Here is a 14,149-nt window from a genome sequence, read left to right as displayed (position 1 = left end):
ACATACAACGCTCGTTCAGAAACCCCGCTTTTGTTCATAAAAAGTCGTGGCCCACTGCTTCTACGAGAATCCGTGTACAGCGAATTGCCGCTCTCTATAGGTAAGCTAACTCTTTGCAAAATTTCTGCTGTTGAAGACGAAATACCTGCCAAGGTGCAGGTATTTCGCCATATTTGCCTCAATTGGCCCTTTCTCCCGCTACATTCCTGCACTTATGCAGGCATTGCATCATCCACGGTCTCTTTTAACCGGAATGCCTGCGCTTACGCAGGCATTCCTTCTCGGCTGCAGCCGGCCGCCGACGCCATGCAAAGACAACACCACGCCTCCCGCTGGAAAATATACCTGCGGTACGGTGCGCGGTGTCGCGATGCGATGCTGCAATACGGTGCGATGCGATACGATACGATGCTGCGTTGCCATGCAATGCGATTCCACCACATGGGGCGGGCGAATATACCTGCGAAACGGCAGGCTTTCTCTCCATTTCGGCCTGTTGAAGACGAAATACCTGCCAAGGTGCAGGTATTTCGCCACATTTGCCTCAATTGGCCCCTTCTCCCGCTACATTCCTGCACTTATGCAGGCATTGCATCATCCAAGGTCTCTTTTAACCGAAATGCCTGCGCTCACGCAGGCATTCCTTCTCGGCTGCAGCCTGCCGCCGACGCCATGCAAGACAACACCACGCTACTCGCTGCAAAATGCGTGCGGTACGGCGCTGCGACGCGGTGCCGTTAGAGGAGCTTAAAGGGCTATTCCATAAGTCATGAACATGACAGGAATAGCCCCTGGCTTTAACTATGAATGTTCCCGCTGTAACCAACAGTGCGGTACACATAAATCTTCGTCCGGTATAAATCATTGCATGTTATAATGCGCTCCGGCCGCCAGCCGGGAAGAGCGAAGCAGACGCTAATGACCCGGGCACCCGGCTTCAGCCGTTCATTGAAAGCCAAGTTTAACCGTTCCATCGCTCCCGGGTATAAGTAACACAAGACGACATCCGCCCGTTCATACGAGTAGGTGTATATATCCCCGCGATTGAACGTTATGATTCCTCTTAAAGCGGACTTTCGCGACAATAGCAGACGAACACTAAGCCGGGACACCCATAGCGGTACCGGGGAATTCTCGATTCCGATCAGTTTCTGGCAGGAACAATGGCGGAGCACATGGAGCGCCAGCGTCCCCCAGCCAGAGCCTGCCTCCACAATGATACCGCCCTTCTCCAGCCGGTTAATCTCGTTCGATACCGCATAGCGTACAATTGCCGAGGAGGGCATGGGGGAGATCCCATTCCTCCAGCTCGCATATACAATCGAGAGTACCGCAAGCAGTACCACCACTACAAATAAAAGAGATATCGCATTATAAAGGGAAATCATCATCGCTGTCTTCCCTTCTCAGCACTCATGAATCAGCGTTTATTGGGAATGATTCGTTACCGCAGCGGAAGAAGAGGCCGCGGCCGATTCCCCTTTTTGCAGTTGATACATTTTGTAATATCTGCCTTCAAGCGCCATTAGCGCATCATGATTGCCCCGCTCCACAATTTCGCCACGATGCAGCACGAGAATTTGATCGGCATCACGTATCGTTGACAGCCTGTGCGCGATAACCAGAGTCGTCCGGCCTTCACTGACGACCTTCAGCGCCTCCTGAATCAGCCCTTCCGTCTCACTGTCGATACTAGCCGTCGCTTCATCAAGAATCAGGATAGAAGGATCGTAGGCGAGCGCTCTGGCAAAAGAAATCAGCTGCCGCTGTCCCGCAGACAGCGTACTGCCCCGCTCGACTACCTGCTCGTCATAACCATTAGGCAGCTGCTCAATGAAAGTCGATGCTCCAACCTCCTGAAGTGCGCTGCGCACACGCTCGAATGAAATATGCTCATTGTAGAGGCTGACGTTGAATTTGATATCTCCGGCAAAAAGGTACGGATCCTGCAGCACAATGCCCATATGCTTGCGCAGCGCCTGCTTGGACATGGATGCCGTATCCATCCCGTCAATCGTAATTTTGCCTTGCCCAGGCTCATAGAAGCCAAGGAGCAGATTCACAATCGAGCTTTTGCCGGAGCCTGTATGTCCGACAAGCGCGACCGTCTCCCCTTTGCGCACCTCGAAGGAGATACCGCTTAGCACATTCTCCCCTGCCTTATAGGCAAAGCTCACATTATCGAACTTCACAATGCCTTCGGGACGGGCCACACCATCGGTCTTCGCGACCTCAGTGCCCTCCATATCCATAATTGCAAACACCTTGTCCGCAGCTACAAAGGCTCTCTGCGCATTCGTCAGCTGATCGAATATCCCGATAATAGGATGGAAGATCCGCCCCAAGTAATCGATAAAAGCATAGAAAACGCCGAATGAAATAGCAGACTGCAGCGATTGAAAGCCAAAATACCAAATGACCAAAGCAGTAACCAGGCTGCCGATTGTACCTACAATATTACGCGAGGACAGAGAGAATACGCGGAACTGTTTGATCTGATTAATATAACGCTCATCATTAAGCACCTCAAACTCTTGCAGCGTCTTGCTCTCCCGGCGAAAGGCTTGAATAATAGGCATAACGGCAATGGATTCATTGATCATAGCGTTCATATCGCTGAGACGTGCGCGCATGATGCTGATGAATCCCTTCGAATATTTCAGATGGATGATCATAATGATGGCGAACATCGGCGGCAGCAGCAAGCAATACAGCGCAAGCTTCACATCCAGCACAAATAGTGCTACATAAATACCTGTCAGCTGTATGAAGCTCACGACGAACGTAGCCATAAAGCTCATAAACAGGTCGCGTACCGCCTCTGTATCATTGGCAATTCTCGAAACAACTCCGCCAATCGGAGTATTGTCGAAATACCGGAGCGGAATCCGCTGAATGTGCCTCATCAGATCCATACGCATGTTTTTAATAATTTGGAGAGCCGTTGACTGCAAAATATAGGCTTGCAGGAAATTGCCGATGCTGGCGACCAGCAGCAGGCCCATATAAAAGGCAAGCAGCACAAGCACCGATGACAGCTCCCCGGTATCCTTGGACAGATGCTGATCAATGATCGTCTTCGTAATATACGGACCGCCAAGCTCAGCGCCAACCGCACAGCACAGAATCAGCAGCGCGCCAATAATTCTAAATTTATAGACGAGAGCATACCCGAGTAGTCTTCTCGCCGTCGATTGCTTGGGCATAATGGAGCCTCCTAAAAGTTTTGCGAAGCATTACTTCCTTGAATCTGCATCGCAGCAAAACTCGCTTCGTAAGCATAGGCTTCGTTTTGCGAAGCATTACTTCCTTGAATCTGCATCGCAGCAAAACTTGCTTCGTAAGCATAGGCTTCGTTTTGCGAAGCATTACTTCCTTGATCCTGCATCGCAGCAAAACTCGCTTCGTTTTGCGATGCTACTCTTCCAGACTCGCTTCCATCTGCTGGCGCTCCCATTGCTGCTTGTACCAGCCGCCAAGCAGCATGAGCTGCTCATGCGTGCCTTCCTCAACAATGCGCCCTTCATCCAGCACGATAATCCAGTTCGCATGCGCTACTGCGGATAAGCGATGGGTCGTAATCATCGTCGTTCGGCCTGCACGCTCCTGGCGGATATGATGGAGAATCCGGCTTTCCGTCCGTGCATCTACCGCTGACAACGCATCATCAAGCAGCAGCAATTCCGAATCGATGAGCAGTGCCCGGGCAATCGCCAGACGCTGCTTCTGCCCGCCAGACAGCATGACGCCGTTCTCACCGACAATCGTCTCAAGACCCTCCGGCATGCCAGCAATATCCGAGGTGAAGGAGGCCATCTCTACTGCCCTTTCAATCTCCTCATGCGATGCATCCGGCTTGCCGAGCGCAATGTTCTCACGAATGGTTTTGGACAGCAGCAGATGCTCCTGCGGCACGTATGCGATCCAGCTTTTTATCCGATCCAAAGCAATTTGCTCCACAGGAATATCAGCGAAGTACAGCTGTTCCCGATCAACGGTATACTGGCGCAGCAGCTGCTTCAGCAGCGTACTCTTCCCACTGCCTGTCCTCCCTACAACGCCCAGTGTCTCCCCTCTCTCCAACCGCAAAGAAATCTGCCGGAGACTTGGTTGGCTCGCTCCAGGATAAGTGAAGGTCAGCCTCCTCATCTCAATGGAAGAAAGAACGGCCACTTCGGCAGGCGTTGCCGGGTCCTCCAGATCCGGTGTCTGAGCCTCCGTCGTTGCCAAACGGTCTGCGGATGCGCTTCCGCGCTGGAGCACGTTAATGAACTCACCGAAGGAGATCATCGGCCAGATCAGCATGCCGAGATAAATATTAAAAGATATCAATTGTCCAAGTGTAATCTGGCCATCCAATACAAGATAAGCGCCATAGCCGATCCCGATGGAGTAGCTCACGCCAACAATGAGTGAAATAACGGGCTGGAACAGCGCATTCAGAACGGACACACGCTTATTCTTGTTCATGACCTTCGAGGTCACTTTGTCAAAGGCAGCCAGATCATGCTCCTCCTGCACATAGGAACGAATAACCCGAATACCCGATATGGATTCCAGCGCATGATCATTCATTTGGCCGAAAGAAGCTTGGGCTTCAAGAAAACGGATTCTGACGCCCTTGCCCAGCTTGCTGATGACCCAGGCCAGGAAAGGCAGCGGTATCAGCGCCGCAAGCATTAGTTTGTAGCTGATAAGAGAGATCATAGTAACAATAACGACAGATGCGCCGACAAGCGTATTTACCAGTGTCATGACACCATAGCCAGCCGTCTGGCCGATCGCCAGAATGTCATTGGTAGCAAGCGCCATCAATTGTCCCGTACTGTTGCGCTGGTAGAAGGACGGCGTCATTCTGGTCAAATGGGCGAGCAGCCGCCCTCTAAGCAGCTTCTCGATCAGCGCGGAGTTGCCGAACAAGGTTGTAATCCAGACATAGACCATTACATAGAGCAGCAAGGACAGGCCTATGAGCAGCAGCACGGTCTGGCTCAAGCCGGAGGAGGTCAAATCTCCATTGCGAATATGATCTACTATATTGCCAATCAACTTGGGAGGTATAATTGTAAGCAGACTAACCGCCGTCATCAAACTGATTGCCAGCGCATAGCTGCCCCATCTCTCTCTGAAAAACCACTGCAGCCGAGTCACAAAGGACAAGACCCTCACCTCTTTCCTTCTCACGATTAAGATACAAAGATATTTTACAGTTCCTTCCGAATGAAGTCTACGCGAACAAAATGTAACGATTTTGACAAGCCGCCGGCGCATACCTGCGAAACGAAACAGGACCGGGCCTTCCCCCTTGAGAGGATACCCGGTCCTGTCCTATTTACGTATGAGTGTGACGGCAGCTCTGCAGCCCGTCATGCCTGCTATATATTGAAACCCTCTATCGGGCCGCATAAGCAGCCTGTGCAGCGGTGGAGTCCGGCTTCACGCGGTGCTCCGGAATTTTATTATTGGCAATGATTTCACCGAAAGGACTAATAAACGCCCTCGCATCCCCGGTTTCCTCCGGACGGCGAAGCGGCAGCCTGGGGAAGAGCAGCTCCGCTGTCCGGTAAGCTTCCTCGAGGTGAGGATAGCCGGAGAGGATAAACGTCTCAATGCCGAGCGCCGCATACTCCTTCATTCGGGCAGCCACATTGTCCGCACTGCCGACCAGCGCCGTCCCTGCCCCTCCGCGAACGAGCCCAATGCCTGCCCACAGATTGGGACTGATCTCCAGCTTGGAGCGGTCTCCCTTATGAAGCTGAGACATCCGCTTCTGCCCCTCCGAATCCATTCTGGCGAAAATGCTCTGCGCCGACGCAATTGTCTCCTCGTCCAGATGCGCAATCAGCTCATCCGCCGCCTGCCACGCCTCTTCCTCCGTCTTGCGCACAATGACATGCAGCCGAATTCCGAACCGCAGCGTCCGCCCCTTCGCAGCCGCCAGCTGGCGCATCCGGTTAATCTTCTGCTCCACCTGTGCAGGCGGCTCGCCCCATGTCAGATAGACATCAACATGATCAGCGGCAACATCCATCGCCGCATCGGACGATCCCCCGAAATATAGCGGCGGATAAGGCTTCTGCACAGTTGGATACAGCACCTGTCCTCCCTCTACCCGTATATGCTCGCCTTCGAAGTCAACCGATTCCCCATCCAGCTCACGACGCCACACGGACAGAAATTCATCAGTGAGCTTGTAACGCTCGTCGTGATCCAGAAACAGGCCGTCCCCCGCCAGCTCCACAGGATCGCCTCCGGCTACAACATTAATGAGCAGCCTTCCCTTCGAGAAACGATCCAGTGTAGCCGCCATCCGCGCGGCGAATGTCGGCGTCGTAAGGCCCGGGCGCAGCGCAACGAGAAACTTCAGCCTCTCCGTTGCCGGCACAAGTGTAGAAGCGACTACCCACGCATCCTCGCAGGATCGGCCTGTCGGCAGCAGCACCCCGGTGTAGCCTAATTCATCAACAGCTTGAGCGATTTGCCTGCAATAATTATAGCTGACTGCTCTCGCACCCTCATTTGTACCCAAATAACGACCATCACCATGCGTGGGAATAAACCAAAACAGCTCCACGCCCATCCCTCCTCCAGCCATCTCATATCGTTGTAACGGAAGTTATCCGCCCTCGCTCGCTCCCTACAGCAGCCGCTTCCACACCGGCTTCATTAGCCGCACCTGTCGAATCCGTTGTATGGAGTCCTGTCTCCCCGAGGAATAGAATAATCCCTAATATTCCGATTGATTTTATATGATTTATTTACTATGATAGCTAATAATTCCTGTATGACAACCATCAGTTTCCTTGGTTTTGACGCTTAACCAACATTTCATGCCGTTTTTGTTGTTTATATTCAAAATTAGGCTGCGAAGCGGTGTGGTTTGTTGAGGAGAATTCGGGAGCGTTGTTGAGTTCTGAGTTCTGAGTTCTGAGTTCTGAGTGCTAAGTCTGAGCTCTGAGTGCTAAGTCTGAGCTCTGAGTCTGAGTGCTTCAGAGGATTGCAGAGCATGCGCCATTTTGTCGGAGAATCGGTATCATTCGTAATAGTGTTGGTTGGATGGGGATAGGAGGTTATGGGTAATGACAGACGGTCAAACGGTGGATCGCCGTGTTCGCCGCACGCAAGGGATGATAATCGATGCTTTTCTGTCTCTTTGCCAGGAGAAGGAATTCGGTGACATTATTATTAAGGACATTACAGAACGCGCCAATGTGAACCGTTCCACGTTCTATGCGCATTATGAGGATAAGGAGGATCTGCTGAACAGAATAACGAATGAAAAGCTGTCGGCGCTGACCCGGTTATCCCGCGAGCAGGCAACGCCTTATGAGCCTGGCCCCGATACACTGGATCCTTACTATGTCGCGCTGTTCGAGCATCTCGCAGACAACAAGCTGTTCTATAGCGTCATTCTGGGGAAGATGAACAACACTCTTTTCGCAGACAAAATGACCGCAGCGATCCGCGAGAGCCTTCACATCCGCATCTCCAGCATGAACAAGGAGCAGAAGCTGCTTGTTTCGCTCGATATTTTGCTTGATTACGCCAGCTTCTCGATTCAAGGCATCCTTACAAAATGGCTCGCCCAGCAGTCGATCCATTCCCCCCGGCATATGGCCCTCCAACTCACCCGGCTGTCGCTGCTCGGCATCTACAAGGCCACAGGAATAACGGAGCGGTGATAGCACTTCCCGGCAGTATCTTTCCAAACACAAAACAGCGACAGGGCATCCTCTCGGCAGCAGCGTGGGGAGAGATGACAGAGATGAAGGAGATGACAGTCAAAGCCTGCGTAAGTGCAGGAATTTCGGTTAAAAGAAGCCGGAGGCCTTGCAATGCCTGCGATGATGCAGGAATATTAGGCAAAATTAGCCGGATGGAGGAAAACACGTCGAAATACCTGCGCTTTGGCAGGCATTAGGTCCTCAGCAGGCTGGAGTGGGAAGAAAACCTGCTATTTTGCATTTTTGCAGGCATGATGGTTTGACCGCCGACGTGTAACCGAGCAGCACCGCGGGCCACGCTTGCACCGTGCGCCGAAAGGCGCGCACGATGCGGAATCGCGGTGCGCACTTTATGGAATCGCCAGGCCCGAGGCTGTGCTGTTCAACAGCCTGGTCGGGGAGCTCATCCCCCGGCCCAGCAGCCCGGCTCCGAACCCTAGCGCCGAACTCCGGCTCCGAACTCCGAATCCGAACCCCGAATCCGAACTCCGGCTCCGAACCCCGGAGCCGAACCTGCCCCCGCCCTTAATCCGGGCGATGGCCTAAGCGGATGCGGGCGGCTCCTTCCGCCGCCTCTTCCAGAAGCGGCTCCGCTCCGCTCAAAGCCTCTTCAAGCGTCATCGGCCGGTTCATAATACTGACGACCGCCGTTACCCCATGGTCGTACAGGCTCTCAATGCCGGTGCCGATAGAGCCCGCCAGGATGATGACAGGCACGCCGTATTTGCGGGCAGCATGGGCAACTCCGCAAGGCGTCTTGCCGCGTGCCGTTTGGAAATCAACCTGGCCCTCGCCCGTTATGACAAGATCGGCATCCCGAACAGCGGCATCCAGCCCCATAACCCGGGCAATGATGGATACCCCTGATTCCAGCTTGCCGTTCATGAAGGCCAGGATTGCGCCTGATAATCCGCCCGCAGCACCCGTACCTGGAATGTTATGCAGGGCGATTCCTTGCTCACGCTGGATAACATCTGCGAAATTATTCATGCTGCGATCAAGCCGTCGAACGGCTTCCGGCGCGGCTCCCTTCTGTGGCCCGAATACAACCGATGCCCCGCTTGGGCCAACGAACGGATTGTCCACATCGCAAGCAACTATAAACTCGCACTCCGATATGCGCGGGTCCAAGCCCGCGGTGCGGATCTCTGCGATGGCCTCCAACTGTCCGCCGCCAAAGCCTACGGATTGACCAGCTTGATCCAATAGCTGGATGCCCAGCGCCTGAAGCATCCCTGCTCCGCCATCATTGGTCGCGCTCCCCCCGATGCCGAGTATAAACTTGCAGCAGCCATGATCCAGCGCCGCCAGGATGAGCTGTCCAAATCCATAAGTCGTTGTTACAAGCGGGTTCCGTTCATGGGGAGCAAGCAAATAAAGACCCGCGCACATTGCCATCTCGATAATACAGGTGGTTCGGTCGCCCAGTATGCCGAATCCGGACTCTATATCCCGGCCTAATGGATCCTTGACGGTCGTCTTGATCAATTGCCCCTCTGTTGCCTCAATCAAACATTCCAGCGTCCCCTCCCCGCCATCAGCCATCGGAATAACGACGGTGACGCTTTCTGGAAAGGCCCGCTTAACGCCCCTTTCGATTGCAAGGCCCGCTCTCTTCGCTGACAGGCTGCCTTTGAATGAATCTGGTGCAATGACAATTTTCACCTGTATATCCTCCTTCGACAAAACCTCCACCGCGCGCAGCTCCCAGCGGCGCTGTTCCGCTGCATGACGGTGGTCGGTCCGCGCCCTCGTCATCATCACAATCCACGAACGAACGATCACATCTGCACACATCTATTGAACATTATAGAGATCACTCCAGCACAAAGAAATAGGGGAGCAGCATAAAGCCGCTCCCCTTCTCCTGACGCTAACCTGCGCTGTCTCAATCAAATCTCCAGCAGCTCAAGCTGAGGCTGCCGAACTGATAGCTGCGGTGCAGCAGCGCAGCCTTCCTGCTCCTGTCTCCGGTTCCCATCGCCAGCAGAAGCGGGATGAAGTGCTCCGGCGTAGGTACCGCTTCTCTCGCATGCGGCGCCAGCTGCTCGTATTTGATCAACGATTCCACATCCCATGCCAGCAGCTTCTCCTGCAGCCATCCGTCAAACTCTGCCGCCCATTCATTAATGCCGGACGCGCCCCAATCGAGCCGCCGCAAATTATGGACGGTTCCTCCGCTCCCGATGATCAGAATATCCTGTTCACGAAGCGCGGAAATGGCCTTGCCGATCCGATATTGCTCCTCATTGGACAGATACCGATTGACCGACAGCGCGATGACCGGAATATCCGCTTCGGGATACATCAGATGCAGGACGACCCACGCGCCATGATCCAATCCTCTTTCTGTATCAATCGCTGCCGGAATGTTCTGCTCCTGGAATAACGATTGAATCTCCTTCGCCAAGTCTGGAGTACCGGCCGCCGGGTATTGCACCTGATACAATTCCGGTTGGAATCCGGAGAAATCATAGATCGTTTCATACGATTCCGCACCTGATACCTGCTGCTCGCTGCTCTCCCAATGAGCGGAGAACAGGACGATAGCCTTCGGCTTTGGCAGCCCGGCTGCAAGCTCCTTCAAAAAATCTGTATAAGCGTGATTCTCTATTGCCAGCGACGGAGCGCCGTGCGCGATAAAAAAGGAGGGTAACATATTCAGACTCCTTCCTCTCATTCCATATTTGTTTACTGCCCATCTGTGATCGATCGGAACAGTTATTTTTTGGCGATGAGCTGATCGACTCCGACTCCACGTTCATCCGCAATGGTGAAGTAGGCAGCCAATGCAATCAGCGCAAGATCCAGCTCATAACCCGCCATTCCATCGGTTCCAAGCAGGCCGCCCTCCAGCTTCGCAGTGAAGATTGCCCCGAGAAGCAGGATGATAAAGGCTGCCGAGAAGTACCGCGTTGCAAACCCGGCAATTAGTGCGATACCGCCGATCAATTCGAGGAAAGCAACGATATAAGCGACAAATTCCGGGATGCCGATACTGCCGAACCACCCCGCTGTATTGCCAAGCCCCATCTGAAATTTCGAAATCCCGTGCGCCATGAACAGAATCCCCAGCAACACCCGCATCAACGTTACAACTACTTTTGTCTTCATTATCTGCTAACACTCCTTCATTAAATCGATCCATTATTGTGAAATTATCCTTTTGCACCTTGATCATTAATCCATCTGCTAAGCTCCAAAAGTTATATAATAAATATATTATATTCATATAACAAAACCAATGGACCAAAAAAGAAGCACTACATCTGCAGGCTCACCTCCTTAAAAAGTATTCTTATAGCGAACTTTAGTTCATATATAATAACAATAATTTATCACTTGCCGTGTAGAGTGTCAACCTTCTTTTTGGTATTATGAATATCATGTATCTATTGCCAAACCGAGGAGTTGTTAACGAATGGATATCGGGGCTGCGATCCGCTCTATTCGCAAGCGCAAGGGACTGACCATTCCCCAGCTATGTGAAGGAACCGGTCTTTCCAAAGGATTCATAAGCAATGTCGAGAATAACAAAACCTCTCCCTCCATAGCTACTCTTGAGAGCATTGCCGCCTTTCTCAAGGTTCCTCTGCCGTACCTGCTGCTGCGCAAAGAGCAGCGCATGGACGTCGTGCGACGGGATGAGCGCAAACATACGACAACCGGCAAGGAGAAGCTGAAGGTCGAGCATCTGTCTGCCGAAGGCGGGCTGCGCATGATGATCGTGGAGTCTCCGCCAGGCTCATCCACCGGCGACCCCCATGCCCACGAAGGGGAGGAATGCCATTTTGTACTGAAGGGAAGAATATTGGCGGAGCAAGGCGAGGATTCAGCAATTCTGGAGGAGGGCGATGCCTTCAGCTGGAATGCCAGCGTACCTCATAAAGTAACCAATATTGGCGATCAGCCCGCATTAGTGCTTATCTCCGTCTATAGAGAAGTTCATTCCGACGATGTCATGTAACTGCAGGTTGATATAGCAGAGGCCTTCCCGTTGCCAAACCAATGGCTGAGAAGGCCTCTTTATATGCGTATAATTCCGCCTAGGGCAAGCGATAAATAGCGAACGGCTCGCCATAACGGCAGGGGCTGCTAATAGCATCCAGCTCTTCTTGCAAGCCTTCCGGCTCAAGGGAGATAGACAGGCTCTTCAGATTATCCTGAAGCTGACCCGTCGAGGTCGCACCCACAATAACGGTCGCAACCGCAGGCCTGTCCATCAGCCAGGCCAGCGACAGCGCGCTCGGCGTATGTCCGTAAGCCTCCGCCAGCTTGCTCGTCTGCTGTCCCAGAGCAATGGTTCGCTCATCAAGGAATCTGTGGAAGTTCTGATCCTTATCGGCCCTGGATCCGGACGGCACCTCGCCTGTGGAGCTGTATTTGCCGCTAAGAATGCCTCCTGCCAGCGGAAAATACGGGATGATGCCGACACCTTGATCCAGACACATCGGCACAAGCTCAAGCTCAGGCGTGCGATCTGCGAGCGAATAGCTGGATTGTGTGGCGATAAACCGATTAAGCCCGAGGCGATCACTAATCCCTAGCGCCTTCATCAGTTCCCATGCCGCATAATTCGAGGCGCCAATATAGCGAACCTTCCCTGAGCGGATCATATCCTCCAATGTGCGCAAAGTCTCTTCAAGCGGTGTATAGGGGTCAAAGGTATGAATTTGATACAGATCGATATAATCCGTGTTCAGCCGCCTCAGGCTGTTCTCCAGCTCCAACTGCAAATGGTAACGGGATGAGCCTCGCTCATTAGGACCCCTGCCCTTCACCAAGCCAGCCTTCGTTGCCAGCACAACCCCGTGGCGCTTGCCTTCCAGAGCGCGGCCGATAATCCGCTCCGATTCCGTATTCGCATATATATTCGCCGTATCGATGAAATTGATGCCGCTGTCTATCGCATGGTGAATAATCCCTGTAGAAGCGGCCTCGTCAGCCCTTTTCCCAAAGGCATTCGTACCTAATCCCAATGCGGATACTTGAAGTCCGCTATTGCCAAGATGACGATACTTCATATTGAACATCCTCCTCTAAATGAATCCTTATCAAGAAGCCTCAGGCAAGGAAGACCTCCTGTACCACAGCAGCATGCCAAGCGAACATAAACAGACAATGAACAAAAGGCCGTATATGTGCTGGTATGCCTTAACGAGCGGAGAAAACCGCTGCTCATGAAGCAAGATTCCGCACAGAGCGACCGATATTGAGCCGCCGAAGAACTGAACCAGCTGCATGAATCCCATGCCTGAGCCGATCTGCACGCGAGGGAGCGCGAGTGACGTCTCGTTGTTCAATGACGCGATTGTCGCCGAGAAAGCAGGAGAGAAGAACAGATAGCCCCCGATAATAATTGCTGGCGATACTGCGAGCTCCAAGGAAAAGAAGGCCAGCACAGCGGCAAGTATAATGTGCCCTAACAGCAGGAACCGGACATTCCCATAGCGGTCGATCCACCGTCCCACAAACCTGGAGAGAACAGCAGAGAGAATAGCGCCAGGGGCAATCATCAAGCCGATGCTCAGTGCCGACTGCTGGAACAAATGCGCCAGCACAAGCGGCATAAGGAACAAGTTCCCCAGATTAAGGACGAGTATGCAGAAGCCAACGAGCAGCAGCTTCCTGTACCCCGCCTTCTTCAACAGCTCAGGATTGATGAACGGATCCTTCCCTCTTCTCAGATGCCATGCATGTGCGGCAAAAGAAAGGACGCTGATTGCCAGCCACAAAACGGACAAATGTGTAACGGCCGTAAGCAGTGTTGCCGCATTAATGACGGTTAGTGCCGCGCCCGGAATATCGAAGCTGGACGCTTCAGGCTTCTCTTGCGGCAGCAGGCGCACAAGAACGGGAAGAATGACCAGCACAAGACACGTAACGGCAAAAAGCCCATTCCATCCGAAAAACTCGCTGATGGCTCCGCCGACAATCGGCCCAAGCCCGAACGCCATCGCGCTGCCTGCCGAGATCATTGCAATTGCCCTGCCCCGCCGCTCAATCGGGATGTACCTGCTGGCCAGAACCAGCCCAAGTCCCGCCATGGAGCCCGCACCTGCCGACTGCATAATTCTGGCTGCCAGCAGAATGTGAAATTCATGGGCGAAGATGCCGAGGAAGGAGGAAAGCCCAAGCACAATAAGCCCTACGATAAGCAGTCTTCGAATCGAGACCACATCCGACAACCGGCTGTAGATGACCGTAGATAGCGCGTATCCGATCGAGTAGCTGGATATAATCCATGACCCCAGATCTTCCGTAATATGAAGTTCCTGAATAATGCTTGGAATCGATACATTAAACATTGTGGTGTTCATAACAATAAGAAACAAGCCAAAGGTCCATATCGGCATTACAAGTCTGTCATTCATAAATCACCAGACACGCCTTTCGAGATGTATGTTTTCGTTAGTGGTAAAGCG

Annotated in this window: 14 protein-coding genes; 2 read left to right on the top strand and 12 right to left on the bottom strand. The window is 52.8% G+C overall.

Features of this window, described 5'->3' with window-relative positions:
* From K0T92_RS21175 to ssuD, 7 genes are all read right to left on the bottom strand, one after another.
* Positions 1-182, bottom strand: a 182-nt coding sequence (locus K0T92_RS21175; RefSeq protein WP_219874478.1) for a hypothetical protein, incomplete at its 3' end; no start/stop codon positions are given.
* Between the two features lie 46 nt (positions 183-228).
* Complete coding sequence (locus tag K0T92_RS21170) at positions 229-423, bottom strand: hypothetical protein (RefSeq protein WP_219874477.1); 195 nt, start codon at positions 421-423, stop codon at positions 229-231.
* 374 nt (positions 424-797) lie between these two features.
* Positions 798-1,391: a class I SAM-dependent methyltransferase gene (locus tag K0T92_RS21165; RefSeq protein WP_343223762.1), complete on the bottom strand. Its 594-nt coding sequence runs from the start codon at positions 1,389-1,391 to the stop codon at positions 798-800.
* A gap of 36 nt (positions 1,392-1,427) precedes the next feature.
* The gene (locus tag K0T92_RS21160; protein ID WP_219874476.1) at positions 1,428-3,206 is read right to left on the bottom strand and encodes an ABC transporter ATP-binding protein; all 1,779 of its coding nucleotides are present in this window, start codon (positions 3,204-3,206) and stop codon (positions 1,428-1,430) included.
* Positions 3,207-3,217: 11 nt separating this feature from the next.
* A complete protein-coding gene (locus K0T92_RS21155; protein ID WP_219874475.1) occupies positions 3,218-3,388 on the bottom strand; it encodes a hypothetical protein in 171 nt (56 codons plus the stop codon).
* A 29-nt stretch (positions 3,389-3,417) separates the two neighbouring features.
* Positions 3,418-5,160: an ABC transporter ATP-binding protein gene (locus K0T92_RS21150; protein ID WP_246628331.1), complete on the bottom strand. Its 1,743-nt coding sequence runs from the start codon at positions 5,158-5,160 to the stop codon at positions 3,418-3,420.
* A gap of 232 nt (positions 5,161-5,392) precedes the next feature.
* Positions 5,393-6,574, bottom strand: a complete 1,182-nt coding sequence (ssuD, locus tag K0T92_RS21145) for an FMNH2-dependent alkanesulfonate monooxygenase (protein WP_219874473.1) — start codon at positions 6,572-6,574, stop codon at positions 5,393-5,395.
* Positions 6,575-7,079: 505 nt separating this feature from the next.
* On the opposite strand from ssuD, the gene K0T92_RS21140 reads away from it, so the two are divergent.
* Positions 7,080-7,682, top strand: coding sequence for a TetR/AcrR family transcriptional regulator (locus K0T92_RS21140; protein WP_219874472.1), 603 nt, complete (start codon positions 7,080-7,082; stop codon positions 7,680-7,682).
* A gap of 567 nt (positions 7,683-8,249) precedes the next feature.
* Here the strand turns inward: K0T92_RS21140 and K0T92_RS21135 are convergent.
* The 3 genes from K0T92_RS21135 to K0T92_RS21125 form a co-directional block, all read right to left on the bottom strand.
* Positions 8,250-9,389 (bottom strand): glycerate kinase, encoded by a 1,140-nt coding sequence (locus K0T92_RS21135; protein ID WP_219874486.1) that lies wholly within the window; start codon positions 9,387-9,389, stop codon positions 8,250-8,252.
* Between the two features lie 223 nt (positions 9,390-9,612).
* Positions 9,613-10,383: a dioxygenase family protein gene (locus tag K0T92_RS21130; protein ID WP_219874471.1), complete on the bottom strand. Its 771-nt coding sequence runs from the start codon at positions 10,381-10,383 to the stop codon at positions 9,613-9,615.
* A 62-nt stretch (positions 10,384-10,445) separates the two neighbouring features.
* Complete coding sequence (locus K0T92_RS21125; RefSeq protein WP_219874470.1) at positions 10,446-10,838, bottom strand: DoxX family protein; 393 nt, start codon at positions 10,836-10,838, stop codon at positions 10,446-10,448.
* Between the two features lie 307 nt (positions 10,839-11,145).
* Between K0T92_RS21125 and K0T92_RS21120 the strand changes: the two genes are divergently transcribed.
* A complete protein-coding gene (locus K0T92_RS21120; protein ID WP_219874469.1) occupies positions 11,146-11,691 on the top strand; it encodes a helix-turn-helix domain-containing protein in 546 nt (181 codons plus the stop codon).
* Positions 11,692-11,770: 79 nt separating this feature from the next.
* On the opposite strand, the gene K0T92_RS21115 is transcribed toward K0T92_RS21120, so the two are convergent.
* A complete protein-coding gene (locus K0T92_RS21115) occupies positions 11,771-12,748 on the bottom strand; it encodes an aldo/keto reductase (RefSeq protein WP_219874468.1) in 978 nt (325 codons plus the stop codon).
* A 30-nt stretch (positions 12,749-12,778) separates the two neighbouring features.
* Entirely contained in the window at positions 12,779-14,098 is a 1,320-nt protein-coding gene (locus K0T92_RS21110; RefSeq protein WP_219874467.1) for an MFS transporter, read from the bottom strand.
* Between the last annotated feature and the right edge of the window lie 51 nt (positions 14,099-14,149).

This window comes from Paenibacillus oenotherae (assembly GCF_019443105.1).
GTDB lineage: Bacteria > Bacillota > Bacilli > Paenibacillales > Paenibacillaceae > Paenibacillus_Z > Paenibacillus_Z oenotherae.
This window is presented reverse-complemented; position numbering and strand designations above follow the sequence as displayed.